21 protein-coding genes are annotated in these 25,938 nt (G+C 64.9%); 9 read left to right on the forward strand and 12 right to left on the reverse strand.

The window, feature by feature from the left end; genetic code table 11:
- The first annotated feature begins 35 nt into the window (after positions 1-35).
- Complete coding sequence (locus tag PVA39_RS20830) at positions 36-2,099, forward strand: EAL domain-containing protein (protein ID WP_274125657.1); 2,064 nt, start codon at positions 36-38, stop codon at positions 2,097-2,099.
- Positions 2,100-2,363: 264 nt separating this feature from the next.
- Here PVA39_RS20830 and serB read toward each other — a convergent pair whose 3' ends face one another.
- On the reverse strand, positions 2,364-3,563 hold the full coding sequence (gene serB, locus PVA39_RS20835) for a phosphoserine phosphatase SerB (protein ID WP_274125658.1): 1,200 nt from the start codon (positions 3,561-3,563) through the stop codon (positions 2,364-2,366).
- Positions 3,564-3,742: 179 nt separating this feature from the next.
- Here serB and PVA39_RS20840 point away from each other — a divergent pair, with 179 nt between their 5' ends.
- The gene (locus PVA39_RS20840) at positions 3,743-5,281 is read left to right on the forward strand and encodes an AhpA/YtjB family protein (RefSeq protein WP_274125659.1); all 1,539 of its coding nucleotides are present in this window, start codon (positions 3,743-3,745) and stop codon (positions 5,279-5,281) included.
- 153 nt (positions 5,282-5,434) lie between these two features.
- Here the strand turns inward: PVA39_RS20840 and PVA39_RS20845 are convergent, their stop codons facing one another.
- The 10 genes from PVA39_RS20845 to PVA39_RS20890 form a co-directional block, all read right to left on the reverse strand.
- Positions 5,435-5,650: a TOBE domain-containing protein gene (locus tag PVA39_RS20845; RefSeq protein ID WP_013793202.1), complete on the reverse strand. Its 216-nt coding sequence runs from the start codon at positions 5,648-5,650 to the stop codon at positions 5,435-5,437.
- Positions 5,651-5,701: 51 nt separating this feature from the next.
- Positions 5,702-6,514, reverse strand: coding sequence for an aliphatic sulfonates ABC transporter ATP-binding protein (gene ssuB / locus PVA39_RS20850; protein ID WP_274125662.1), 813 nt, complete (start codon positions 6,512-6,514; stop codon positions 5,702-5,704).
- A complete protein-coding gene (ssuC, locus tag PVA39_RS20855) occupies positions 6,511-7,302 on the reverse strand; it encodes an aliphatic sulfonate ABC transporter permease SsuC (RefSeq protein ID WP_274125663.1) in 792 nt (263 codons plus the stop codon). The genes ssuB and ssuC overlap by 4 nt, the downstream gene beginning before the upstream one ends.
- A 52-nt stretch (positions 7,303-7,354) precedes the next feature.
- Positions 7,355-8,503 carry an FMNH2-dependent alkanesulfonate monooxygenase gene (gene ssuD, locus PVA39_RS20860; protein ID WP_027908646.1) on the reverse strand — a complete coding sequence of 383 codons (1,149 nt, stop codon included), beginning with the start codon at positions 8,501-8,503 and terminating at the stop codon, positions 7,355-7,357.
- 55 nt (positions 8,504-8,558) lie between these two features.
- Positions 8,559-9,524 carry a sulfonate ABC transporter substrate-binding protein gene (locus PVA39_RS20865; protein WP_274125664.1) on the reverse strand — a complete coding sequence of 322 codons (966 nt, stop codon included), beginning with the start codon at positions 9,522-9,524 and terminating at the stop codon, positions 8,559-8,561.
- 103 nt (positions 9,525-9,627) lie between these two features.
- Positions 9,628-10,215 (reverse strand): NADPH-dependent FMN reductase, encoded by a 588-nt coding sequence (ssuE, locus tag PVA39_RS20870; RefSeq protein WP_274125665.1) that lies wholly within the window; start codon positions 10,213-10,215, stop codon positions 9,628-9,630.
- 9 nt (positions 10,216-10,224) lie between these two features.
- On the reverse strand, positions 10,225-10,863 hold the full coding sequence (locus PVA39_RS20875) for a peroxiredoxin (RefSeq protein WP_274125667.1): 639 nt from the start codon (positions 10,861-10,863) through the stop codon (positions 10,225-10,227).
- A gap of 136 nt (positions 10,864-10,999) precedes the next feature.
- Positions 11,000-11,551: a sugar O-acetyltransferase gene (locus PVA39_RS20880; protein WP_274125668.1), complete on the reverse strand. Its 552-nt coding sequence runs from the start codon at positions 11,549-11,551 to the stop codon at positions 11,000-11,002.
- 59 nt (positions 11,552-11,610) lie between these two features.
- Positions 11,611-12,279 carry a DMP19 family protein gene (locus PVA39_RS20885; RefSeq protein WP_274125670.1) on the reverse strand — a complete coding sequence of 223 codons (669 nt, stop codon included), beginning with the start codon at positions 12,277-12,279 and terminating at the stop codon, positions 11,611-11,613.
- Between the two features lie 80 nt (positions 12,280-12,359).
- Positions 12,360-14,717 (reverse strand): DNA polymerase II, encoded by a 2,358-nt coding sequence (locus tag PVA39_RS20890; RefSeq protein ID WP_274125671.1) that lies wholly within the window; start codon positions 14,715-14,717, stop codon positions 12,360-12,362.
- Positions 14,718-14,818: 101 nt separating this feature from the next.
- Between PVA39_RS20890 and PVA39_RS20895 the strand changes: the two genes are divergently transcribed.
- On the forward strand, positions 14,819-15,451 hold the full coding sequence (locus tag PVA39_RS20895) for a class I SAM-dependent methyltransferase (protein ID WP_274125673.1): 633 nt from the start codon (positions 14,819-14,821) through the stop codon (positions 15,449-15,451).
- 150 nt (positions 15,452-15,601) lie between these two features.
- On the opposite strand, the gene PVA39_RS20900 is transcribed toward PVA39_RS20895, so the two are convergent.
- A complete protein-coding gene (locus PVA39_RS20900) occupies positions 15,602-17,476 on the reverse strand; it encodes a potassium transporter Kup (protein WP_274125675.1) in 1,875 nt (624 codons plus the stop codon).
- A gap of 166 nt (positions 17,477-17,642) precedes the next feature.
- On the opposite strand from PVA39_RS20900, the gene PVA39_RS20905 reads away from it, so the two are divergent.
- The 6 genes from PVA39_RS20905 (at position 17,643) to mdtD (ending at position 25,930) form a co-directional block, all read left to right on the forward strand.
- Positions 17,643-19,169: an ATP-binding protein gene (locus tag PVA39_RS20905; protein WP_274125677.1), complete on the forward strand. Its 1,527-nt coding sequence runs from the start codon at positions 17,643-17,645 to the stop codon at positions 19,167-19,169.
- A complete protein-coding gene (locus tag PVA39_RS20910) occupies positions 19,166-19,849 on the forward strand; it encodes a response regulator (RefSeq protein ID WP_274125678.1) in 684 nt (227 codons plus the stop codon). The genes PVA39_RS20905 and PVA39_RS20910 overlap by 4 nt, the downstream gene beginning before the upstream one ends.
- Before the next feature lie 70 nt (positions 19,850-19,919).
- Entirely contained in the window at positions 19,920-20,510 is a 591-nt protein-coding gene (gene betI, locus PVA39_RS20915; RefSeq protein ID WP_274125679.1) for a transcriptional regulator BetI, read from the forward strand.
- A gap of 549 nt (positions 20,511-21,059) precedes the next feature.
- Positions 21,060-22,532 (forward strand): betaine-aldehyde dehydrogenase, encoded by a 1,473-nt coding sequence (gene betB / locus PVA39_RS20920; RefSeq protein WP_274125680.1) that lies wholly within the window; start codon positions 21,060-21,062, stop codon positions 22,530-22,532.
- Positions 22,533-22,695: 163 nt separating this feature from the next.
- Positions 22,696-24,405: a choline dehydrogenase gene (betA, locus tag PVA39_RS20925; protein WP_274125682.1), complete on the forward strand. Its 1,710-nt coding sequence runs from the start codon at positions 22,696-22,698 to the stop codon at positions 24,403-24,405.
- Between the two features lie 109 nt (positions 24,406-24,514).
- A complete protein-coding gene (mdtD, locus tag PVA39_RS20930; protein WP_274125683.1) occupies positions 24,515-25,930 on the forward strand; it encodes a multidrug transporter subunit MdtD in 1,416 nt (471 codons plus the stop codon).
- Positions 25,931-25,938 lie beyond the last annotated feature (8 nt).

The raw sequence follows: 25,938 nt of genomic DNA on the forward strand, positions 1-25,938 counted from the left end.
TTTTCTGCTGTCTTATCGCAGATTCGACTTCGCTAATGGCCATCGAAAAGAAAACCATCCGCCTGCTGATTCTCGAAGACTCGCAGAACGAGGCCGAGCGTCTCGTCAGCCTGTTCCGCAATGCCGGTAACGCCACTCGCGTCCATCGCCTGACCTCCAGCGAAGACCTGCTCGATGCCCTCAAGCAAAACTGGGATTTGCTGATCTGCTCGCCGAGCAGTGACAACCTCGACCCGCACGAAGCGCTGTCCAGCATTCGTCATCAGGGCAAGGACATTCCGGTCATTCTGCTGCTGGCCGACAATGAGCCGGACAGCGTCACCGAAGCGCTGATGCTCGGCGCCCAGGACGCCCTGCCGCAAGGCGAGGACGAGCGCCTGGTGCTGGTGGCCCGCCGCGAACTGGTAAACCTCGAGGAACGCCGCGCCCGCCGCGCCGCAGAAGTGGCCCTGCGCGAGGCCGAGAAACGCTGTCAGCTACTGCTCGACAGCTCGGTCGACGCCATCGCCTACGTTCACGACGGCATGCACATCTACGCCAACCGCGCCTATCTGGAACTGTTCGGCTTCGATGACGCCGAGGAGCTCGAAGGCCTGCCGATGATCGACCTGATCGGTGCCAGCGACCAAGGCGCGTTCAAGGATTTCCTGAAGAACCATCAGCAGACGGACGGCCAGGAACTGGCCTGCGCTGGCGTGCGCACCAACGACAGCAGCTTCCCGGCGCGCATCAGCCTGTCGCCAGCGGCCTACGATGGCGAGCCGTGCATCCAGGTAGTGATCCGCGCCGAGACCGCTAACGCTGAGCTGGAAGAGAAGCTACGCGAAATCAGCAGCCTGGACCTGGTCACTGGCCTATACAACCGCAGCCACTTCCTCGAGCTGATGGATCAGGCCGCGCACCGCGCCGTCCACGACGAACAGCCGGCCAGCCTGGCGTACATTCGCGTAGACCGCTATGCAACCCTGCTCGCCGAAATGGGCTTGGGCGCCATCGACCTGCTGCTCACCGACCTGGCCACCCTGCTGCGCACCCATTTCCCCAAGGATGCCCAGCTGGCGCGCTTTGGTGACGATGTGTTCGCCGTGCTGCAGACCGGCCTGTCGCCGCAGCAACAGCGTCCGCAGCTCGAGGTACTGCTTAAGAAAGCCGAAACCCACCTGTTCGATATCAACGGACGTACCGCGCAGACCACGCTGTCCATCGGCGTCGCCGGCCTCAACGACACCACGCCCAAGGCGGGTGAGGTCATCGACCGTGCCCAGCGCTGCGCAGACCAGCTGAATGAGCCAGGCACCCTCAAGCTGTTCGACCCGGCCGAGGAACTGGCGGCTGCCGCCAGCCGCGGCAGCGTGGTGGCCATGGTCCAGCAGGCGCTGGAGCAAAACAGCTTCCGCCTGCTGTTCCAGCCGGTAATCAGCTTGCGTGGCGACGAGCACGAGCACTACGAGGTACTGCTGCGCCTGCTCAGTCCGTCAGGGCAGGAAGTGCCGCCCCATGAATTCCTGGCCGTAGCCAGGGAGTCGGGTATGGGCGAGAAGATCGACCGGTGGGTGATTCTCAGCTCGATCAAGCTGCTCGCCGATCACCGTTCCAAGGGCCACGCCACGCGCCTGTTCGTGCACCTGTCCAGCGCCAGCCTGCAGGACCCGACCCTGCTGCCGTGGCTCAGCGTGGCGCTGAAGGCCGCCCGCCTGCCTTCCGATGCGCTGGTGTTCCAGTTCAGCGAACCGGATGCGGTCACCTACCTCAAGCAGGCCAAGGCCCTGGCCCAAGGGCTCAAGGACCTGCATTGTCATATCGCGCTCAGCCAGTTCGGCTGCGCCCTGAACCCGTTCAACACCCTGCGCCACCTGCCAGTGGACTTCGTCAAGGTGGACGGTTCCTTCACCAAGGAGCTGACCGACCCGGCCAATCAGGAAGCGCTGAAAACCATGCTGGCCAACCTGCACAGCCAGGCCAAGCTGACCATCGTGCCATTCGTGGAGTCGGCCAGTGTGCTGGCTACGCTGTGGCAGGCGGGCACCAACTACATTCAGGGTTACTACCTGCAGGGCCCGAGTCAGTCGATGGACTACAACTTCTCGTCGGACGATTGATCAGCGGGGCAGCCCGATTGCCCCGCTGCCGCCTCAAATGTCTTAAAACCTGGTCATACCTTTCAGCCCAGGCTCTTCGATTTTGCAGCTAGGTGGCGGTAGCGGCCGGTGAGTGAAATACGTTTGTAGGAGTGGCTTTAGCCGCGAGCTCTTTGTTTTGCCTTGATCAAAACTCGGCCCTAAAGCCCCTCCTACGAGCTCGCTGAATGTCCGCCTCTGCCTTGCAGTTGCCGCTTCATGCGCACAACGATCGTGAACAGGTGCTTAGCGCTGCAGATCGCGCTCGCGCACACCCAGCAGATACAAAACGCCATCCAACCCAAGGGTCGAGATCGCCTGCTTGGCCGATTGCTTGACCAGCGGTTTGGCGCGGAAGGCCACACCCAGGCCAGCGATGGCCAGCATCGGCAGGTCGTTGGCGCCATCGCCCACGGCGATGGTCTGCTCCAGCTGCAGGCCTTCCTTTTGCGCCAGCTCACGGAGCAGATCAGCCTTGCGCTGGGCGTCGACGATCGGCTCGACGGCAACGCCGGTGACCTTGCCATCGACCACCGCCAGCTCGTTGGCGAATACGTAGTCGATGCCCAGCCTGGCCTGCAGCTGCTTGGCGAAGTAGGTGAAGCCGCCGGACAGGATGGCGGTCTTGTAGCCCAGGCGCTTGAGCTCGGCGAACAACCGCTCGGCGCCTTCGGTCAGGCGCAGCGAGGCGCCGATCTCATCCAGCACGCCGACATCCAGGCCCTTGAGCAGCGCCAGGCGCTCCTTGAAGCTGGCGCGGAAATCCAGCTCGCCACGCATCGCCCGTTCGGTGATGGCCGAGACCTTGTCGCCGATACCGGCAGCCTTGGCCAGTTCGTCGATCACCTCGGCTTCGATCAGCGTCGAGTCCATGTCGAACACCGCCAGGCGGCGATGGCGGCGCTGCAGCGAATCGACCTGGAAGGCGATATCCATGTTCAGCTCGTCGGCCGCGCGCAGGAACTCCGCGCGCAGGCCGGCGGCATCACCCGGCTCACCGCGCAGGGAGAACTCGATGCAGGCGTTGGCCGGCTGCGCATCCAGCGCCACCGGCAGGGACAGCCGCTCGATGCGCTCGATGCTCAGGCCCTGCTCGGCGGTCAACGCGCTGACGCGCTGCAATTGCTCGGCGCTGACCTGGCGGCTCAGCAGGGTGACGATATGACGCTGGCTGCCCTGCCCTTCGACCCAACGCTGATAGTCGGCGGCATCGAGCTGGGTGAAATGCACCTGCTGACCCAGCGTCTGGGTCGCAGCCAGCACGGCTTCGTTCAGCGCCGCAGCATCAGCCACTTCCACCAGGATGCTCAGCGACGAAACGCCATGCACGGCGGACTGGGCGATATCGAGAACGGTGACGCCAGCCTGGGCCAGCACGCCGCTAACGGCTGCCGTGAGGCCGGGCCGATCTTCACCGGTAACGTTGATCAGGACGATTGGGCGCAAGGCTTACTCCGGGGCTCGCAGGACTATGAACGGTCTGCCGAACGGCAATGTGCAGCAGGGCCGGTGAAAAAACGCACATTCTAACCATTTCAGGCCTCTGCCGGCACGCGCGGCGCTTTGCCCTGTGCGGGCCGCTCGCTATACTGCGCGCCACTTCCAGTCAACGAGAGCCGAGCTCTGTGAACCGGCCCGCCCCCGTAAAGCCCGACAACTTCTTCCTCCTGCTCTTCCGTGCACTGCGCCAACGTCGCGTGCCGCTGGCATTGCGCATCGTCAGCCACAGCTTGTTGCTGGTGGCCATGGCGCTGGTGATCTATGCCTGGGTAATCGGCATGCAGTTCAAGCAGGCCATGCAGCAGCAGGCCGAAGCGCTGGGCAGCAGCCTGATCACCCAGACGGCCGCTTCGGCCACCGAGCTGCTGGTGTCCAACGACATCCTCAGCCTCAACGTGCTGCTCAATAACCTGGTGAAGAACCCGCTGGTGGCCCACGCAGCCATCTACAGCGTGGACAACCGCATCCTCGCCGAAGCCGGCACCCGGCCGAGCAAGAACATGCTGGGTGAAACCGAAGGCCTGTATTCGACGCCGATCACCTTCCAGGAGGTAATGGCCGGACAGCTGCGCATCAGCCTGGACATGCAGCAGTTCGAGCAGCCGATGACCATCAGCCTGCAGAGCATGGGCATTCTCAGCCTGATTCTGCTGGCCTTGACCCTGTCGCTGAGCCTGCGTCTGGGCCGGCAGATTTCCACACCGTTGATGCAGATGCGCGTGTGGCTACGTGACCCGGACGACTATGCCCCAGGTGGCAACCGCCAGGACGAGATCGGCGACCTGGCGCGCCAGCTACAGGCGCGCCTGGCGCCGGAGAAGCCGGAACCTGAGCCCGAGCCCGAGCCCGAGCCGGAATTCGACGACCTGGATGAGCTGGGTGAGGACTTTCTCGACGACGAGCAAGAGGACGACCGCAATCAGCGTGACGAGCGCCCTGCCCCGAGCTTCGCGATGCGTGACCTGCGCGACAGCCGCTTTGACAGCGATGACGACTACGACCCGCCGAGCCGCCGCCGTGACGAGCACGACGACGATGCCTTCGCCGACCTCTATGACGACGAAGACAGTCCGGCCGTGAGTGCGCCGAAGGCACCGTGCAAAAGCGCTGTGCTGGCCGTGCAACTGGGCGCCCAAGAGCAGCTGCGTCGCCTGCCGCGTTCGCGCCTGATGGAACTGCTGGAAAGCTATCGCGGCTGCCTGGACAAGGCGGCGACGCTCTACAAGGCCGAGCTGCACACCCTCAACGATGGCAGCAGCCTCATGCTGTTCCATCACGAGGCCAGCGGGGACGATTACCTGACCCATGCCATTTGCTGCGGCGAACTGCTGCGCGCCCTTGGCCACGCCCTGCAGATCGAGGTGGCCGACAGCGGCATCACCCTCCATCTGCAACTGGGCCTGACCCTGGGCGAAGGCCTGCAGGGCCTGAGTCAGGGCGACCTGCTGCTCAGCGAAACCGCCCAGGATGCCCTGGCGCTGTCGCAGCACAGCCGCAACCTGCTGCTGGTCGAGCGCCGCGTCGGCGAAGACGCCACCCTACGCCAGCGCGCACGCATCCGCGCCATCGCCAGCCCCGAAGGCGCCAGTTGCGTCGAGCGCCTGCTCGATCCGTATCCGGCACTGCTGGAACGACAGATGGCCAAGCTGCGCGAAGAGCGGTAGGGATTCGGCAGTAGAGATGAGAAAGGCCGGCATTTATGCCGGCCTTTTTAATGCGCGGTCCATTCGCAGTCAGCTTGTGGAAGCGCGGAGTGGGCAGGATTTTTCGCGGGCATGGCCCGCTCCCACAAATCGTTTCGTAAGGCGCGTCAGCAATCAGAGCTTGGCGATCGACACTTCGGTGGATTTCACGAAAGCGATCACTTCGCTGCCCACCCCCAGTTCCAGCTCGCGCACGGAACGGGTGGTGATCACCGAGGTGACGATGCCGGCGGCGGTCTGCACGTCGATTTCCGACAGCACGTCGCCTTCGACGATTTCCTTGATGGTGCCTTTGAACTGGTTGCGAACGTTGATGGCTTTGATGGTCATGGCTGAATCTCCAGGGGTCGTGAAGTGCCCACAACGGGCTTCAAGTCAGGGTTAGAGCGCCCAGCGCAGCTGGGTCGGCAGGGGTGAAACCGGGCCGGGTTCGGCAGGCAGCGCCGGTATCTGCATCACGCGGTTGAGCACGTCGGCTTCCAGGGCCGCCAAGTGAGCGGAGCCGCGGTTGCGTGGGCGTGGCAGGTTCACTTCGATATCGAGGCCGATCTCGCCGTCCTCGATGAGGATCACCCGGTCCGCGGTGGCTACCGCTTCGCTGACATCGTGGGTAACCAGCAACACGGTGAAGCCGTGCTGCTGCCACAGGCTTTCGATCAGTTGCTGCATCTCGATGCGGGTCAGCGCGTCTAGAGCGCCAAGGGGTTCGTCGAGCAGCAACAGGCGTGGTTCGTGAATCAGCGCGCGGGCCAGGGCAACACGTTGTTTCTGGCCACCGGACAGGGACGCCGGCCACTCGTTGGCGCGATCGGCCAAACCCACTGCTTCGAGCACCTGCTGGGCCTTGGGCCGCCAGTCACCGGTGAGGCCGAGGCCGACGTTGTCGATCACCCGCTTCCAGGGCAGCAGCCGCGCTTCCTGGAACATCAGTCGGGTATCCTCGCGGGTCGCTGCCAACGGCCCGTTGCCGGCCAGCAGTTCACCGCCCGTGGGCGCGTCGAGCCCGGCGAGCAGGCGCAGCAAGGTGCTCTTGCCGCAACCACTGCGCCCGACCACGGCGACGAACTGTCCGGATGGGATACGCAAGTCGATATCCCTGAGTACCTGGCGCTCACCGAAGGATTTCTGGATGCCGCGAATGGTCAGCGGCGTGCCTCGCTTGAGGTTGTGTAAAGCATTCAGTGGCGCATTCATTTCGCAGCCGCTCCCTGATAAGCCGGGTGCCAGCGCAACCAGGCACGTTCGAGGCCACGCGCGGCCAAGTCGGCCAGCTTGCCGAGCACGGCGTAGAGCAGGATCGCCAGCACCACCACGTCGGTTTGCAGAAACTCCCGGGCGTTCATCGCCAGGTAACCGATGCCGGCGCTGGCGGATATCGTCTCAGCGACGATCAGGGTCAGCCACATCAGGCCGAGGGCGAAGCGCACGCCGACCAGAATCGACGGCAGTGCACCGGGCAGGATCACCTGACGGAACAACGCGAAGCCGGACAGACCATAGCTGCGCGCCATTTCAACCAGCGCCGGGTCGACGTTGCGGATGCCGTGATAGGTGTTCAGGTAGATCGGAAACAGCGTGCCGAGGGCGACCAGAAAGATCTTCGCGCTCTCGTCGATGCCGAACCACAGGATCACCAGCGGGATCAGCGCCAGGTGCGGCACGTTGCGGATCATCTGCACCGAGCTGTCGATCAGGCGCTCGCCCCAGGTCGACAAACCGGTGATGAAGCCCAGCGCCAGGCCGATGCCACCGCCGATGGCGAAACCGACGCCGGCGCGCCAGCCACTGATCGCCAGATGCGCCCAGATTTCACCGCTGGCCAGCAGTTGCCAGCCGGCCTCGAGCACTGCGCTGGGCGCCGGCAGAATGCGCGTGGACAACAGCCCCAGCGCTACCGAGCCCTGCCAGGCGACCAGCAGCGCCACGGGCAAGGCCCAGGGCGCCAGGCGTAGGGCCAGGTTATTGAAAGATGTGTTGCTCATCGCGTACCTCGACGATCATCGCGAGGGCTGGGCGCTGCCGCCCGGCCGTTGTTCAACTGGCCGAAGCCGCCTTGGGCAGAATGTCGTTGGCGACCATCTCACCGAACGGACTCACGTAGTTGGCGCCTTCCGGCAGCGCCGGGCGGTTCACCTCCAGATGGGGGAACAGCAGCTCGGCGACGCGATAGGATTCTTCGAGGTGTGGATAACCGGAGAAGATGAAGGTATCGATGCCCAGCGCGGCGTATTCCCTGACCCGTTCGGCGACCGTCGGGCCATCGCCGACCAGCGCCGTGCCGGCACCGCCACGCACCAGGCCGACGCCGGCCCACAGGTTGGGCGACACTTCCAGATTGTCCTTGCTGCCACCGTGCAGGGCAGCCATGCGCTGCTGACCGACCGAATCGAAGCGCGCCAGGGACGCCTGGGCGCGGGCGATGGTGTCGTCGTCGACGTGGGCGATCAGCTTGTCGGCGGCCTTCCAGGCCTCTTCATTGGTTTCCCGCACGATCACGTGCAGGCGAATGCCGAAGCGCACTTCGCGACCCTGAGCCGCAGCCTTTTCGCGCACCTGGGCGATCTTCTCGGCCACCGCGGCGGGCGGCTCGCCCCAGGTCAGGTACAGCTCGACCTGCTCGGCAGCCAGATCCTGCGCCGCTTCCGAGGAGCCGCCGAAGTACAGCGGCGGGCGTGGTTGCTGGACAGGCGGATAGAGCAGCTTGGCGCCTTTGACCTGAATGTGTTTGCCGTCGTAATCGACCACCTCGCCTTCCAGCACGCGGCGCCAGATGCGGGTGAACTCGACCGAGGCTTCGTAGCGTTCGGCATGGGACAGATTGAGGCCATCACCGGCCAGCTCGTCCGGGTCACCGCCGGTCACCAGGTTGAATAGCGCGCGGCCACCGGACAAGCGATCCAGGGTTGCCGCCTGGCGTGCTGCCACGGTCGGGGAAATGATCCCCGGGCGCAGGGCGACGAGGAATTTCAGGCGCTGGGTCACCGGAATCAGCGAGGCGGCGACCAGCCAGGAATCCTCGCAGGAACGCCCGGTGGGAATCAGCACGCCGCCAAAACCCAGGCGGTCGGCCGCTTGGGCTATCTGCTGCAGGTAGCCGTGGTCGACGGCGCGGGCCCCTTGCGAGGTACCGAGGTAGTGGCCATCACCGTGGGTGGGCAGAAACCAGAAGATGTTGAGGCTCATGGAGTGGTCTCCTTGGAAATCGCAATGCCCCCGCCAAACGGGCGGGGGCGGGAAGTTATTGCTGGGCAACCTTGCTAGCCGGGGCGTGCCAGATCACGTCGCTGATCTTCAGCGGTTTTGGAATCAGCTTGAGCGCGGTGAAGGTGTCAGCGATCTTCTGCTGGGCCTCGACCACCTCTGGGGTGATCAGCTGGGCGCCGTAGCTCTGGCGCTGCACCGCCAGGCGAGTGATGTCCGGTGACAGGCCGAGCAGCGGCGCGACCTGGGCAACGGTCTGGTCGTTATTAGCCTTGACCCACTCGCCGATGCCGCGGATTTCCTCGACCAGCGCCTCGATCACCTCCGGGTGCTTTTCGGCATAGGGGCGGGTCGCCAGGTAGAACTGGTGGTTGCTGACCAGCCCCTTGCCGTCGATCAGGGTGCGCGCCTGCAGCTGCTGCTCGGCGGCGGCCTGGAAGGGATCCCAGATCACCCAAGCGTCGACGCTGCCACGCTCGAAGGCGGCGCGGGCATCGGCAGGTGGCAGGTACACGGGCTGGATGTCGCTGTATTTCAGGCCGGCCTCTTCCAGAGCGCGCACCAGCAGGTAGTGCACGTTGGAGCCCTTGTTGAGCACGACCTTCTTGCCCTTGAGCTCGGCGACCGATTTGATCGGCGAATCCTTCGGTACCAGGATCGCTTCGCTGGTCGGTGCTGGCGGCTCGAAGGCCACGTAGAGCAGATCCGCACCCGCGGCCTGGGCGAATACCGGCGGCGTTTCGCCGGTAGTGCCGAAGTCCACCGAGCCGACGTTCAGGCCTTCGAGCAGCTGCGGGCCGCCCGGGAACTCGGTCCATTTGACGTCGATGCCCTTGGCCGCCAGGCGCTTTTCCAGCGCGCCGTTGGCCTTGAGCAACACCAGCGTGCCGTACTTCTGATAACCGATACGCAGTGTCTCGGCCTGGGCTTGGGTGATGGCGCCGAAGGAAATGGCCGCGGCAAACAAGGCGACCAGACTCCGACGCAGGGTGACAGTGCGCATGGCGCTCTCCTCTGCATTGAGTGTGTGGCCACCTGCTGCCTCGTTGACGGGCTAGTAAGGTGGGGCGGCAGCGAACTGCCTGGAATTTGTAGGTTGACTCGCGTCAGGCGCTCCAGCGCCCACTGAGCAGCCGCTCGTTCAACAGGCCCGGCTCGATGGGCTGGGGCCGGCGATTGAGCGCCTGAATCAGGTGTTGCAAGGCGTCGTCCAGACGCTGCTCCAGGGCCGGCGCCAAGTCGCCACCGTCCTCGGTGTAACTGATCTGGCTGTCATCGGCGAACACGCCGTGCAGCACTTCCTGGGCCTTGAGCGCGGACAGCACCGGCTTCAGGGCGTAATCCACCGCCAGCATGTGCGCGTTGCTGCCACCGGTAGCCACCGGCAGCACCACCTTGTGGTGCAACGCACGCTCGGGCAGTACGTCGAGCAAGGTCTTCAGGGCACCGGAGAACGATGCCTTGTATACCGGCGTCGCCACCACCAGCCCGTCAGCCGCCGCCACATGGGCTTGCAGCGCCTGGATTCGCGGACTATCGAAGCGGGCAAAGAGCAGATCCTCGGCCTCGAAGTCGCGTACCTGATAGGTCACCACCTCGACACCATGGTCCTGCAGCCACTGCCTGGCCTTGCCCAGCAACACATTGGAACGCGACCTCAGGCTCGGGCTGCCGCCCAGAAAAACCACCAGCATGAGACGTCCTTACTTGTTGGGCTGCGGGGTGAGCCGCAGGTAGGGCTTCACGGCGCGATAGCCCTTGGGGAAGCGCTGCTTGATCTCGTCCTCGTCCTTGAGCGACGGCACGATCACCACCTCGTCACCGTCCTGCCAGTTGGCGGGCGTGGCCACTTTGTGGCTGTCGGTGAGCTGCAGCGAATCGATCACCCGCAGGATTTCATGGAAGTTGCGCCCGGTGCTCGCTGGGTAGGTGATGGTCAGGCGCACCTTCTTGTTCGGGTCGATGATGAACAGCGAACGCACCGTCAGAGTGTCGTTGGCATTCGGGTGAATCAGGTCGTAGAGCTCGGACACCTTGCGGTCGGCGTCGGCCAGAATCGGGAAGTTGACCGCGGTGTTCTGGGTCTCGTTAATGTCGTCGATCCATTTGAGGTGCGAATCGACCGGATCGACGGACAGGGCGATGGCCTTGACGTTGCGCTTGGCGAACTCGTCCTTCAGCTTGGCGGTGAAGCCCAGCTCGGTGGTGCACACCGGGGTGAAGTCGGCCGGGTGAGAGAACAGAATTCCCCACTGATTGCCCAGCCACTCGTGAAAACGAATGCGGCCTTCACTGGAATCCTGCTCGAAGTCGGGGGCGATGTCGCCCAGACGGATGCTCATGGCTGTGCTCCTCAGGTGAGTCGTTGCGTGGTGCTCACTATGCTGAGGAACAGAAAATATTAAAAAGAATAAATAATGATTTATTTATAACCAAATCAAAAAATCGTTATGACCCGCGACCCCGTCGTTCATCCGCTCAATCCAGCACCCGCGCCGGATTCCCCGCCACCTTGGCGCCAGCCGGAACATCGCGGGTCACCACGCTGCCCGCACCGATCAGCGCATCGTCGCCCACCGTCACGCCTGGCAGGATCAGCGCCCCGGCGCCAATCCACACGTTGCGACCGATACTCACCGGCCGCCCGAATTCCAAGCCGGACTCACGTTCACCCGGATCGCGCGGATGGTCGGCGGTGAGGATCTGCACGCCCGGGCCGATCTGCGTCTTGTCACCGATGCTCACCGCCACCACGTCGAGAATCACACAGTTGAAGTTGATGAACACGCCGTCACCCAGGCTGATGTTGAAGCCGTAGTCGCAATGAAACGGCGAGCGCACCACCACGCCCCTGCCGACCGCCGCCAGACGCTCGCCCAGTACCTGATTGCGCTCGGCCTGGGACAACCCCAGTTTGGCGTTGTAGCGCGCCAGCCAGGCCATGGTCGCGGCGCTGTCGGCCTGCAGCTCCGGGTCACTGGCCAGGTAGAGTTCGCCGGTGAGCATCTTGTGTTTTTCACTGAGCGCCATGGCGGGTCGCCTCCTTACGAATGTTCAGTAAGGAACCCAGTGGGGTGGGGAGGTTCCGGCTAATTGGCCGGCGGTCGCTCGGTGTCGATGATCAGGAAGTGATGCAGCGCACGAATCGGCAGGTCGGCGATCAACGCATCGAAGCCATCGTCCAACTCGTCGATGCGGGCGTTCTCCGCCTCGTCGAGCCAACTGCAGATGCTCCACAGCTCGATCTCCTCGGGTTCATCCTCCAGGCGAGCGAACACCGCATACAGATCACGCAGTGCCTGGCAGGCAGCCGGCAAGCCGATCAGGGTAAGCGCCTGCTGTGCCAACTCGAAGGTCGGCATGCCCCAGTTGGCGAAGAACTGCATCAGGCCGCCGTTGTAATAGTCGGCCTGCAAGCGCCACAGCACCACCAACTGCCGATCACGCTGGCTGATGGCTTGCAGGTCCCAGCCGGCTGCGTGCAGGCGCTTCAGGGCCTGATCCTGCAGCTCATCCCAGGCCAGGTCGATGCTGTCGCACAGCCCCGCGTCATGATGCCGCCAACTGGCGACGAAACCACCGCCCTCCAGCCGCACGTCGCCACGCTGCGCGGTCGAAAGGCGGTCGAGGCGCAGATAACCGTCGAGCTTGAGGGCAAACTGCTGGCCATCGCGCAGACGGATATGCGCGGCCTGGCTATCTACAACGACGCGTTCGATCTGCAAGCAGCCGAGCTCGGCATGCAGGGGATGGATCATCGGAGCTCCGGTGGATGGTGAAAGCAGCCTCGACGATGCCAGAGCCGCGGCGCGAGAGCCAGACGCAAGGCTGTGCAAACTCAAAACAGCTCCAGCTGCCCGCCGATCAGTGCACTGAAGTCATCGTCCACGAACGGCAAGATTGCGTCGGCCACCGGCTGCAGCTGCTTAGTCAGGTAGTGGCCGTAATCGATGGGCGCGCGGCGCAGCTCCAGGGGTTCCGGGCCGGCGACGCTGATCACGTAGCTGATCCAGCCGCCGCTCTGGTACTGGCGCGGGCGGCCCTGCTCGTCGTTGTGGGCATCGGCCAGGCGCGCGGCGCGCACATGGGGCGGCACGTTGCGCTGGTAGTCGTCGAGGCGGCGGCGCAGGCGTTTGCGGTACACCAGACGCTCCTCGAACTCGCCAGCCAGGGTGCGCTGCACGTAGTCGCGCACGTAGTCCTGGTAGGGCTGGCCCTTGAAGATGCGCAGATACAGCTCCTGCTGGAACTGCTGGGCCAGCGGCGACCAGTCGCTGCGCACGGTTTCCAGGCCCTTGAAGACCATGTCCTCGCGGCCATCGACGCGGCGGATCAACCCGGCATAGCGCTTCTTGCTGCCCTCCTCCATGCCGCGGATGGTGGGCATCAGAAAGCGGCTGAAGTGGGTCTCGAACTGCAACTCCAGGGCGCTCTGCAAACCGAACTCGGCCGCCAGGTGCTCACGCCACCAGGCGTTGACGCCCTGCACCAGGCCACGGCCGATACGCTCGGCGTCTGCCTCCGAATGAGCGCGGCGCAGCCAGACGAAGGTGGAGTCGGTGTCGCCGTAGATCACCGTGTGGCCTTCGGCCTCGATCAGCTCGCGGGTGCGCCGCATCACTTCGTGACCGCGCAGGGTGATGGACGACGCCAGGCGGGTATCGAAGAAGCGGCAGCCGCTGGAGCCAAGCACGCCATAGAAGGCGTTCATGATGATCTTCAGCGCCTGGGACAGCGGCGCGTTACCGGCGCGCTTGGCCGCCTCGCGGCCCTGCCACACGCGCTCGACGATGGCCGGCAGGCAATGCCTGGTGCGCGAGAAGCGCGCGCCACGAAAACCGGGAATCGAATGTTCGTCGTCGGGCTGGCGCAGGCCCTCGATCAACCCCACCGGGTCGATCAGGAAGGTGCGGATCAGCGACGGATACAGGCTCTTGTAATCGAGCACCAGCACCGACTCGTAAAGCCCCGGCCGCGAATCCATCACGAAACCGCCGGGGCTGGCTTCGGGTGGGCGCTCGCCCTGATTGGGCGCGACGAAGCCCTGGCGGTGCATCAGCGGCATGTACAGGTGGCTGAACGCCGCCACCGAGCCGCCGCTGCGATCCACCGGCAGCCCGGTGACCGTGGCGCGTTCGAGCAGGAAGGTGAGCAGCTCGGTCTTGGCGAAGATGCGCGTGACCAGCTCGCAGTCCTTGAGGTTGTAGCGGGCCAGGGCCGGCTTGTCCTCGGAGAACATGCGGTTGATCTCGTCCATGCGCTGATAGGGGTTGTCGATCGCCTTGCCCTCGCCGAGCAGTTGCTGGGCGACGCTTTCCAGGCTGAAGGACTGGAAGCTCCAGGTCGCCGAACGCAGCGACTCGATGCCATCGATGATCAGCCGGCCCGGCGCGCTGGCGAAGAAATGCTGCTTGGAACCATGCTCGCGCCAGCTCAGCAATTCGCCGCCACGGCCCAGGCGCAACGGCACCTGCAGGCGCTGAGCATGTTCGTGCAGCACGCGCAGGTCGAACTGCACCACATTCCAGCCGATGATGGCGTCCGGATCGAAGCGCTCCAGCCAGCCGTTGAGCGCTTCCAGCAGCGCGGCGCGGCTATCCAGATAGTCGAGATCGAAATCGACCTCGGCGTGACCGTTCGGCGGCCCGAGCATGTACACCTGGCGCTGGCCGCAGCCTTCCAGGGCGATGGAATACAGCTCGCCACGGGCGGTGGTCTCGATGTCGAGGGACACCAGCTTGAGCTGCGGGCGGTAGTCCGGCGCCGGCTTGAGCTGGGCGTCGACCAGCACGCCGTCTGCCGTCTCGGTACCGCTGAACAGCACCGGGGCGGTGATGAAACGCTCCATCAGGTAGCGTTCGGGCGGGCGGATATCGGCCTCGTAAACGGCCACACCGCCCTGGCGCAGGGTCTGCTCCAGCTGAAGCAGCGGACGTTGCTGCCGGCAGTACAGGCCCAGCACCGGCCGTTGGTGGAAATCCCGCAGCTGCAACGGGCGCAGCTCGAATTGCTTGTCGCCGGCGATCAGGGCCTCGGCGCGGGCACGCTGCTCGGCGGGAATGAAGGCCACCGAGGTTTGCGGCGGCAGGCGCACCAGGCGCGGGCCGGCGTCGGTCGACAGCCAGAATTCCACCTGGGTACCGGCCGGCGTATCGCGCCAGTGCCGGGTCAGGACGAAGCCCTGCTGTAGATCCACCCTGCCACCTCGAATGCTGTTCAGGGTGCGATGGTAACCCGGCGGCGCAACGCCTGCAGAATGGGGTTAAATGGCCGCCAGGTTTTGTACGGAGGCTCGCCATGCCCCTCGATCATCAACAGCTGCAACAGATCACCACCCGCACGCTGGCCCATTACCAGGCCGGCGCCGAAGACTTTCGCGAGGGCACCCGCGACCACGACGTCAGCCAGAACATCGCGGCGCTGCTGCGTCATGTGCACGGCAGCGCGCCATTGAGCATCCTCGACTTCGGCTGTGGCCCGGGTCGGGATCTGCGCGCCTTCAAGGCCCTGGGCCACCAGCCTGTCGGCCTCGACGGTTGCCCCGAATTCGTCGCCATGGCCCGCGCCGATAGCGGCTGCGAAGTCTGGCAACAGGACTTTCTCGCCCTGGATCTGCCGGCCGAACGCTTCGATGGCATCTTCGCCAATGCCGTGCTGTTCCATATTCCAAGCCAGGAGCTGCCGCGCGTACTAGGCGAACTGCGCAGCAGCCTGAAGCCAGGCGGCGTGCTGTTCAGCTCCAACCCGCGCGGCGAAAACCAGGAGGGCTGGAGCGGCGAACGCTACGGCGCGTGGCACGACCTGGCCAGTTGGCGCCGCCTGCTCGACGCCGCCGGTTTCGAGGAGCTGGAACATTACTATCGCCCCACCGGCCTGTCGCGGGAGCAGCAGCCGTGGCTGGCGAGTGTTTGGCGGCGCTGCGATGCCTGACTCGGTGACTGTTATAAGGCAGAAGCGGACGGTGAGCAGAACTTTTGTGGGAGAGGCTTTAGCCTCGATTTTGCCTAACCAGGCGTAAAGAGCTCGCGGCTAAAGCCCCTCCCACGAGATAGCGAACAGCGGCTTACGCCTTTCCGCAACCTAAATCTCCACCTGCGTCCCCAGCTCGATCACCCGATTCACCGGCAGCCTGAAGAAGCCCAGCGAACTCCCAGCATTCTTCTGCAGCACGGCGAACAGCCGCTCGCGCCACATGGCCATGCCGATGCGCTCGGACGGGATCACCGTCTCCCGGCTGAGGAAGTAGGTGGTCTGCATCGGCAGGCAGTCGATGCCCTTGTCGCTCAGCTGTTCCAGAGCACGGGGAATGTCCGGGGCCTCCATGAAGCCAAAGCGCAGGCGCACGCGGTAGAAGCCCTGGTCATAGGTTTCCAGATCGAAGCGTTCGGCCAGCGGCACCCGCGGTCGGTCCTCGTAGAGCACGGTGAGCAGCATCACCCGCTCATGCAGCACCTGGTTATGCAACAGATTATGCAACAGCGCGTGGGGTACTACGTCCATGCGGCTGGTCAGGAACACCGCGGTGCCGGCTACCCGATGAGGCGGTTGCAGGGCGATGCTGGCGATGAAGTCGCGAAGCACCAGGGAGTGTTCGTCGAGCCGTTCGAGCACCAGTTGGCGACCGCGTTTCCAGGTGGTCATCAGGCCGAACAGCAGCAGGCCGACGACCATCGGCACTGCACCGCCGCCGATGATCTTCGGCAAGTTGGCGGCGAAGAAGATGCCGTCGACCAGCAGGAACACCGCCAGCAGCGGCACGGCCAGCACTTTCGGCCAGCGCCACAGCAGCAGGATCACCGACGACACCAGCAGCGTGGTGCACAGCATGGTGCCGGTCACCGCCACGCCGTAGGCGCCAGCCAGGCCGCTGGACGACTGGAAGCCGAGCACCAGCAGCACCACACCGACCAGCAGCATGCTGTTGATCAATGGAATGTAGATTTGCCCCTGCTCGGCGCTGGAGGTGTGCAGGATCTGCATGCGCGGCACGTAGCCGAGCTGGATGGCCTGGCGAGTCACCGAGAAGGCGCCGGTGATCACCGCCTGGGAAGCGATGATGGTGGCCAGCGTGGACAGGCCGATCAGCGGGATCAGCGCCCAGCCCGGCGCCAGCAGGTAGAAGGGGTTGCGCACCGTCTCCGGGTCGATCAGCAACAGCGCACCCTGGCCGAAGTAATTGAGCAACAGGCCCGGGAAGGCCAGGAACAGCCAGGCATGCACGATGGGCCGGCGGCCGAAATGGCCGAGGTCGGCATACAGCGCTTCGGCGCCGGTGATGGTCAGCACCACGGCGCCCATCACCGTCAGGGCGATCAGCGGGTTGGCCAGGAAGAAATGCAGCGCCCAGTATGGGTTGAGCGCGAGCAGCACTTCCGGGCGCTGCACGATGCCGTGCACGCCCAAGGCTCCGAGGGTCACGAACCAGATCACCATCACTGGCCCGAACAGGTAGCCGATGCGCGCGGTGCCGTGACGCTGCAGCACGAACAGCGAGATGAGGATCACCAGCGCCACCGGCACCACCCAGTGGTCGATGCCGTCGACCACCAGGCCGACGCCCTCCACCGCCGAAAGTACCGACACCGCGGGGGTGAGCATGCTGTCGCCGTAGAACAGCGCGGCGCCGAACAGGCCAAGCATGATCAGCAATGCGCGCAGCCGCGGATGGCCGGCCGCTGCCCGTTGCGCCAGGGCGGTGAGCGCCATGATGCCGCCCTCGCCGCCGTTGTCGGCACGCAGGATGAACATCACGTATTTGACGGTGACCACCAGGGTCAGCGACCAGAAGATCAGCGACAGAATGCCCAGCACGCTGTCCTGGGACAGGCCGACGCCGTAATGCGGCGAGAAGATTTCCTTGAGGCTATACAACGGGCTGGTGCCGATATCGCCATAGACGATACCGGCCGCGCCGATCAGCAGCGCGAAGTGCGAGGAACGGGGGGCAGTGCTCACGTTCGGGAAGTCCCTTGAAACATCGATGCTTCAGATATAACCCGGCTTCGCGCGCGTGGCAGCCTTGGTGGCCAGACTTTTACGGCATTTTTACGCGCGGCCGTGCTTCTTTACGCCAACCTTGCACAGCGCCATGATCTGCCCACACCCTGCTCCGGAAACCCAGATGCCGCCCGCCGCTGCTCGCCCCTCCCGCCGCACGCCCGCGCCACCGCGCGAGTACCTGCTGGCCGCGCTCGCGGCGCTGCTCGGCTGCGCACTGGCCCTTTTGGTGTCGCGCTGGCTGGACCTGCCGAACATCTCCCTGCTGTTTCTCGCCATGGTGCTGGTGGTGGCCGCGCGCAGCAGTGTCGGCCCGGCGCTGCTGTGTGCCCTGCTGTCGTTCGCCGCCTACGGTTTCTTCTTTCTACCGCCCACCTGGTCGGTGGTGGTGCACCGCGAGCAGGACGTGCTGACCCTGCTGTTCTTTTTGCTCATCGCCCTGCTCACCGGCAACCTCGCCGCGCGCCAGCGCCAGCAGTACCGTGACCTGCAGATGGCCCAGCGGCAGACCGAAAGCCTGCTGGGCTTCGCCGGCAAATTGTCCAGCGCCCAGGACCAGGGCGACCTGCTGGCCGCCATGCTCGGCCAGCTGGATTTGCCAGCCGAGCGCCTGTGTCTGCTCAGCCGCGACGCCCAGGGCAACTGGCATCAGGCCGACGGCAGCGCGCTGGCACTCAGCGAGCTGGAGCGCATCAGCGCCGAGCACGCCTGGCAGAACCGACACCCGCGTGGCTACGACAGCCACAGCCTGACCCACCCGCACTGGTGGTGGTGGCCATTGACGGACGGCGACCAGCCACTGGCCCTGCTCGGTATGCGCACGGCCCAAGGCGACCCGCCGGCCGGCGAGCAGCGCCAGCTGATCGACGTGCTGCTGCCACTGCTGGCCCATGCCCTGGCCCGCGTGCAACTGGTCGAGACCCTCGGCCATACTCGCCTGCAACATGAAACCGAGCGCCTGCGCAGCGCCCTGCTCGCCTCGGTGTCCCACGACCTGCGCACGCCGTTGACCGCCATGCGCGGCAATATCGAAACCCTGCAGCTGTTCATCGACAGCCTGGACGCAGCGACCCGCGACGATCTGCTGCAAAGCACCGCCAGCGAAGCCTCGCGCCTGGACCGCTACATCCAGAATCTGCTGGACATGACCCGCCTGGGCCATGGCGGCCTGCACCTGGAGCGCGACTGGGTCGCCGCCAGCGACCTGCTCGCTGCCGCTCTGCAGCGCCTGCAACCGGTGCTGAAGCACCTGCAGGTGCGTATGGAGGTACCCGCCGACCTGCCGCTGCTGTGGGTGCAGGGCGCACTGATCGAACAGGCCCTGGTCAACGTGCTGGACAACGCCGCGCGCTTCTCGCCGCCCGGCGGCGTCATCGACATCCGCCTGAGCCACGATGGCGAGACCTTCAGCTTCGCCATCGCCGACCAAGGCCCGGGGATTCCCGCCGACGAACAGGCGCAGATCTTCGACCTTTTCTACACCGCGGCTCGGGGCGATCGCGGCGGCCAGGGCACCGGCCTCGGCCTGGCGATCTGCCTGGGCATGCTCAACGCCCACGGCGGCACGGCGCGGGTCGAATCGATGCCCGGCCAGGGCACCACCCTGATCCTGCAACTGCCCCTGCAAGCCCCTGACGAGAACCCGGCATGACTGAAGCGCGCATCCTCCTGGTCGACGACGAAGCGGCGATCCGCAAGTTCCTGCGCATCGGCCTGCAGGCCCACGGCTACCAGGTGCTGGAAGCCGACGGCGGCGAGGCGGCCCTGCGCCTGGCGGCCTTGGAACAGCCCGACCTGGTGGTGCTCGACCTCGGCCTGCCAGACCTGGACGGCCAGGAAGTGCTGACCCGACTGCGCGAGTGGTCAGCTGTGCCGGTGCTTGTGCTATCGGTGCGTGCCGGCGAAAAGGACAAGGTGCAGGCCCTGGACAACGGCGCCAACGACTACGTCAGCAAGCCCTTTGGCGTGCAGGAATTTCTCGCCCGGGTGCGCGCTCTACTGCGCAGCCGACCGGCCAGCGAGAAGCCTGCTGCGGCTCTCGCCAGCGGCCCGCTGCGGGTCGACTTCGCCTTTCGCCGCGTCACGTTGAATGACCAGGAAATCAGCCTGACCCGTAAGGAATACGCGGTGCTCGAAGCCCTGGCGCGCCACCCCGGCATGGTCGTCACCCAGCAGCAACTGCTGCGCGACATCTGGGGCCCGACCCACACCGAACACAGCCATTACCTGCGCATCGTCATCGCCCACCTGCGCCAGAAGCTCGGCGATGATCCGGCGGCGCCGCGGCTGATCGTTACTGAAGCGGGTGTCGGCTATCGGCTTATCGCCTGAGAAACCTGAGCGCGCCGACAACTCCCCGCGCTCTGTTAGACTCCGGCAACACCACTCGCCGGAGAACACGATGCCCAAGGTCGGAATGCAGCCGATCCGCCGCTCCCAGCTGATTGCGGCAACCCTGGAAGCCGTCGACCAAGTTGGCATGAGCGATGCCAGTATCGCCTACATCGCACGCCTCGCCGGCGTGTCGAACGGCATCATCAGCCACTATTTCCAGGACAAGAACGGCCTGCTCGAAGCGACCATGCGTCACCTCATGCAGGCGCTGCGCGAAGCGGTGCATGCACGCTACCGGCTGCTGCGCGAAGACACGCCACGAGCCCGCCTGCGCGCCATCATCGACGGCAACTTCGACGAAACCCAGGTCAGCGGCCCGGCGATGAAAACCTGGCTGGCGTTCTGGGCCAGCAGCATGCACCAACCGGCCTTGCGCCGCCTGCAGCGGGTCAACGACCAGCGCCTGTATTCCAACCTGTGCGGCCAGTTCCGCCGCGCCCTGCCGCAAGCACAAGCCCGCGCCGCCGCCCGCGGCCTGGCAGCGCTGATCGACGGCCTGTGGCTGCGCGGCGCCCTGACCGGCGAGAACTTCGACACCCGCCAGGCTGCGCAGATCGCTTACGACTACCTCGATTTGCAGCTCGCCAAAGCCGAGTAGAACCAGCCGACTTTCCGTAGGATGGCTCGGGCCGCTTAGGTGCAACCCATGCCCCCGATGGGTTGCACTCAGCCTACAAATCTGAGGCGTATGTGGGAGCGCGCCATGCGCGCGAATCGCGGGCACGGCCCGCTCCCACAAGATTGATGACATCCTTCGACACTTGATCGATTCACCTACGCTGCTCGATCCATCCCACAAATCTTCCCCAGCCCTTCCGTAGGATGGGTGAAACCCATCACACCTTGATGGGTTTCACCTACGCAGCCCGATCCATCCACATTTTGATTCGCATGTGGAAGCGTAATTGAGGGCCTGGTCCGCTCCTTCAGCAATCATTCGCCTGCCCCCTGAAAATACCTGAAGCCCTGCACTCATGCCGCTCCTGGCACGTTTTCGGTCGTCTTCAGGATCTTTATTGATTGATCGATCAATAAAAATAAAGTAGGCTGTTTTTTAACCAAATCGGCTGACATCCCTTTTCATCTCGTTCAGTCGATCCATTCGCCAAGGCGCCAAGTGCGTCTTGCCCCGATCAGGAGACGCCCCATGGCCCGATTCGCAGATCAGCAGCTCTACATTGGCGGCCAGTACGTCGACGCCAGCAGCGGTACCACCTTTCAAAGCATCAACCCGGCCAACGGCGAGGTGCTGGCCAACGTGCAGCGCGCCAGCCAGGACGACGTCGAACGCGCCGTGGCCAGTGCCGAACAGGGCCAGAAGGTGTGGGCGGCGATGACCGCCATGCAGCGCTCGCGCATCCTGCGCCGTGCTGTGGACATCCTGCGCGAACGCAACGATGAGCTGGCCGAGCTGGAAACGCTCGATACCGGCAAGCCGCTGTCGGAAACCCGCTATGTCGATATCGTCACCGGCGCCGACGTGCTGGAGTACTACGCCGGCCTGATTCCTGCCATCGAGGGTGAGCAGATCCCGCTGCGCGACACTAGCTTCGTCTACACCCGCCGCGAGCCGCTGGGCGTGGTCGCCGGCATCGGTGCCTGGAACTACCCGATCCAGATCGCCCTGTGGAAATCCGCGCCGGCCCTGGCTGCCGGCAACGCGATGATCTTCAAGCCCAGCGAAGTCACCTCGCTGACCGCCCTGAAGCTCGCCGAGATTTACACCGAGGCCGGCGTGCCGGACGGCGTGTTCAACGTGCTGACCGGCCTGGGCGCCGAGGTCGGCCAGTGGCTGACCGAGCATCCGCGCATCGAGAAAATTTCCTTCACCGGCGGCACCGTGACCGGCAAGAAGGTCATGGCCAGCGCGTCCAGCTCGTCGCTCAAGGAAGTGACCATGGAGCTGGGCGGCAAGTCGCCGCTGATCATCTGCGAAGACGCCGATCTCGACCGCGCCGCGGACATCGCCATGATGGCCAACTTCTACAGCACCGGTCAGGTGTGCACCAACGGCACCCGGGTGTTCGTGCCCCGTGCCCTGCAGGCACGCTTCGAGAGCAAGATCGTCGAGCGGGTCAAACGCATCCGCCTGGGCAGCCCCCAGGACGACAACACCAATTTCGGCCCGCTAGTCAGCTTCGCCCACATGGAGCGCGTGCTCGGTTATATCGAGCAGGGCCGCCAGCAGGGCGCGCGTCTGCTGATCGGCGGCGAGCGCATCACCGACGGCGACTACGCCAACGGCGCCTACGTGGCACCCACGGTGTTCACCGACTGCCGTGACGACATGACCATCACCCGCGAGGAAATCTTCGGCCCGGTGATGAGCATCCTCGTCTACGACAGCGAAGACGAAGTGATCCGCCGCGCCAACGACACCACCTACGGCCTGGCCGCCGGCATCGTGACCCGCGACCTGAACCGCGCGCACCGGGTTATCCACACGCTGGAAGCGGGCATCTGCTGGATCAACACCTGGGGCGAGTCGGCGGCCGAGATGCCGGTCGGCGGCTACAAGCAATCCGGCGTGGGCCGCGAGAACGGCCTGACCACCCTGGCCCATTACACGCGCATCAAGTCCGTGCAGGTCGAGCTGGGCGACTACGCCTCGGTGTTCTGACCGCCAGCACAGCGTGGGAGCGAGCGGGCAGCGCATCGTTTCAGCCGAAAAAGCATCGCGGATGAATCCGCTCCCACAAGAAAGTCGCAGCCCCGTAGCCCGGATGCCATCCGGCAACAGTCACCGTGTTCTCCCGGACCACAGCCGGGTAACAGGAGGAGCCATGACCCAGGAATTCGATTACATCATCATTGGCGCCGGCTCGGCCGGCAACGTGCTGGCGACCCGCCTGAGCGAAGATGCGGATGTCAGCGTACTGCTGCTCGAAGCCGGTGGCCCCGACTACCGCCTCGATTTCCGCACCCAGATGCCGGCCGCCCTGGCGTTTCCCCTGCAAGGCCGCCGCTACAACTGGGCCTATGAAACCGACCCGGAGCCGCACATGGGCAATCGCCGCATGGAGTGCGGGCGCGGCAAGGGCCTGGGCGGCTCGTCGCTGATCAACGGCATGTGCTACATCCGCGGTAACGCCATGGACTTCGACAACTGGGCCAAGCAGCCGGGTCTTGAAGACTGGAGCTACCTGGATTGCCTGCCGTATTTCCGCAAGGCGGAAACCCGTGACATAGGCGCCGACGACTACCACGGCGACAGCGGCCCGGTCAGCGTGACCACGCCCAAGGCCGACAACAACCCGCTGTTCCACGCTATGGTCGAGGCCGGCGTGCAGGCCGGCTACCCACGTACCGATGACCTCAACGGCTATCAACAGGAAGGCTTCGGCCCGATGGACCGCACCGTGACGCCCGAAGGCCGTCGCGCCAGCACCGCCCGCGGTTATCTGGACCAGGCCCGCGAGCGACCGAACCTGACCATCGTCACCCACGCCACTACCGACCGCATCCTGTTCGAAGGCAAGCGCGCCAACGGTGTCGCTTACCTGATCGGTAATGCGAACGAGGCGACCATCGCCCATGCACGCCGCGAGGTGCTGCTGTGCGCCGGCGCCATCGCCTCGCCGCAGATTCTGCAGCGTTCCGGTGTTGGCCCGGGTGAGCTGCTGCGTGGTCTGGATATCGACGTGGTGCACGAGCTGCCGGGCGTCGGCCAGAACCTGCAGGACCACCTCGAGGTTTACGTGCAGTACGCCTGCACCCAGCCGGTGTCGCTGTACCCTGCGCTGAAGATGCTCAATCAGCCCGGCATCGGCGCAAAATGGCTATTCGCCGGCGAAGGTGTTGGCGCCAGCAACCAGTTCGAGGCCGGCGGCTTCATTCGCTCGCGCCCGGAATTCGAGTGGCCGAACCTGCAGTACCACTTTCTGCCGGTGGCGATCAATTACAACGGCAGCAACGCGGTGAAGGAACATGGCTTCCAGGCTCATGTTGGCTCCATGCGCTCGCCGAGCCGTGGCCGCGTGCACTTGAAATCCAAGGACCCGCGTCAGCACCCGAGCATCCTGTTCAACTACATGAGCAGTGAGCAGGACTGGCAGGAGTTTCGCGACGCCGTTCGTATCACTCGCGAGATCATGGCGCAGCCTGCCCTCGACCCCTACCGAGGCCGCGAGATCAGCCCGGGTGCTGATGTGCAAACCGATGAGCAACTGGATGCCTTTATCCGCGAGCACGCGGAAACCGCGTTCCATCCGTCCTGCTCTTGCAAGATGGGCACCGACGACATGGCGGTGGTCGACGGCCAGGGCCGCGTGCACGGCATCCAAGGGTTGCGCGTGGTGGATGCGTCGATCATGCCGGAGATCATCACCGGCAATCTCAACGCTACCACCATCATGATCGCCGAGAAGATTGCCGACCGTATCCGTGGCTGTGAGGCGCTGCCACGTAGCACCGCGCCTTACTACGTGGCCAATGGCGCGCCGGTACGCGGCACGCCACAGCGATTGGTCGAGGAGATGCGTTCGGCCTCGTGAGGCGACTCACACACCTGCGCCTGATCGGGGCGCGGGTGTGTCTGTTTGTTGCGACATTCGCCGCCATGTTGGGTCACACTGTTCCAACCACCGCAGATCGCCGATCGCCATGACTTTGCTCGACGCCCGCACTGCCCGCCTGCTGCCCTGGATCGTCGCCATCGCCTTCTTCATGCAGACGCTGGACGGCACCATCCTCAACACCGCCCTGCCGAGCATGGCGGCGGATCTGTCCGAAGATCCGCTGCGCATGCAGTCGGTGATCATCGCCTACATGCTCACCGTGGCGTTGCTGATTCCCGCCTCCGGCTGGCTGGCCGATCGTTTCGGTACGCGGCACATCTTCTTTGGCGCCATCGCCCTGTTCAGCCTCGGCTCGCTGCTGTGCGCGGTCTCGCAGTCGCTGACCATGCTGGTGATCGCGCGCATCATCCAAGGCCTGGGCGGTGCGCTGATGATGCCGGTGGGGCGCCTGGTGGTGCTGCGCGCCTACCCGCGTACCGAGCTGGTACGCATCATGAGTTTCATCACCCTGCCCGGCCTGCTAGGCCCACTGATCGGACCGACCCTGGGTGGCTGGCTGGTGGAATACGCCAGTTGGCACTGGATCTTCCTGCTCAATCTGCCGGTAGGCGCCCTGGGTTGCTGGGCTGCCTACCGTTTCATGCCGGAGCTGCGCGGCAGCGAACGTACCCGTTTCGATCTGATCGGCTTCCTGCTGTTCGGCGCCAGCATGCTGTTGATCACCATGGCACTGGAAGGCCTGGGCGAGCTGCACCTGCCGCACATGCGCGTGGTGCTTCTGCTGCTCGGCGGTCTGGCGTGCCTGGCGGCCTACTGGCTGCGCGCCGCACGCACGCTCAACGCGCTGTTCCCGCCGCGGCTGTTCAATACCCGCAGCTTTGCGGTGGGCATCTTCGGCAATATCTTCGCGCGCCTGGGTACCGGCGCCCTGCCGTTCCTCACTCCGCTGCTGTTGCAGCTGGGCATGGGCTACTCGCCGGCCCAGGCGGGCATGAGCATGATTCCCCTGGCGCTGGCCGCCATGGCGATGAAGCCGTTGGCCAAGCCGTTGATCGACCGCCTCGGCTACCGACGCATCCTGACCTTCAACACCGTACTGCTGGGCCTGCTGATCACCAGCATGGCGCTGGTCGACGGCGAGACTTCGCATGTGCAACTGGCCATCCAGCTGAGCCTCATCGGCGCCTTCAACTCGCTGCAGTTCACCGCCATGAACACCGTGACCCTGATCGATGTGCCCGATAGCGAGGCCAGCAGCGGTAACGGCCTGCTGTCGGTGGTGGTACAGCTGTCGATCAGCATGGGTATCGCCACCGGCGCCGCGCTGCTCAGCGGCTTCAGCCTGGACAACCCGGATGCGGCCGGCGGCGTGCTCAGCGCCTTCAAGTCGACCTACCTGTGCATCGGCCTGTTGACCATCCTGGCGGCCGGCATCTTCCTGCAGCTGGCACCAGAAGGCGGGCGCAGTGCCAGACGGGTGAAGGTAGACGTCGACGAATGACGAGCAGT

It is taken from the genome of Pseudomonas sp. CNPSo 3701 (assembly GCF_028674975.1).
In the GTDB taxonomy this organism is placed as follows: Bacteria; Pseudomonadota; Gammaproteobacteria; order Pseudomonadales; family Pseudomonadaceae; genus Aquipseudomonas; species Aquipseudomonas straminea.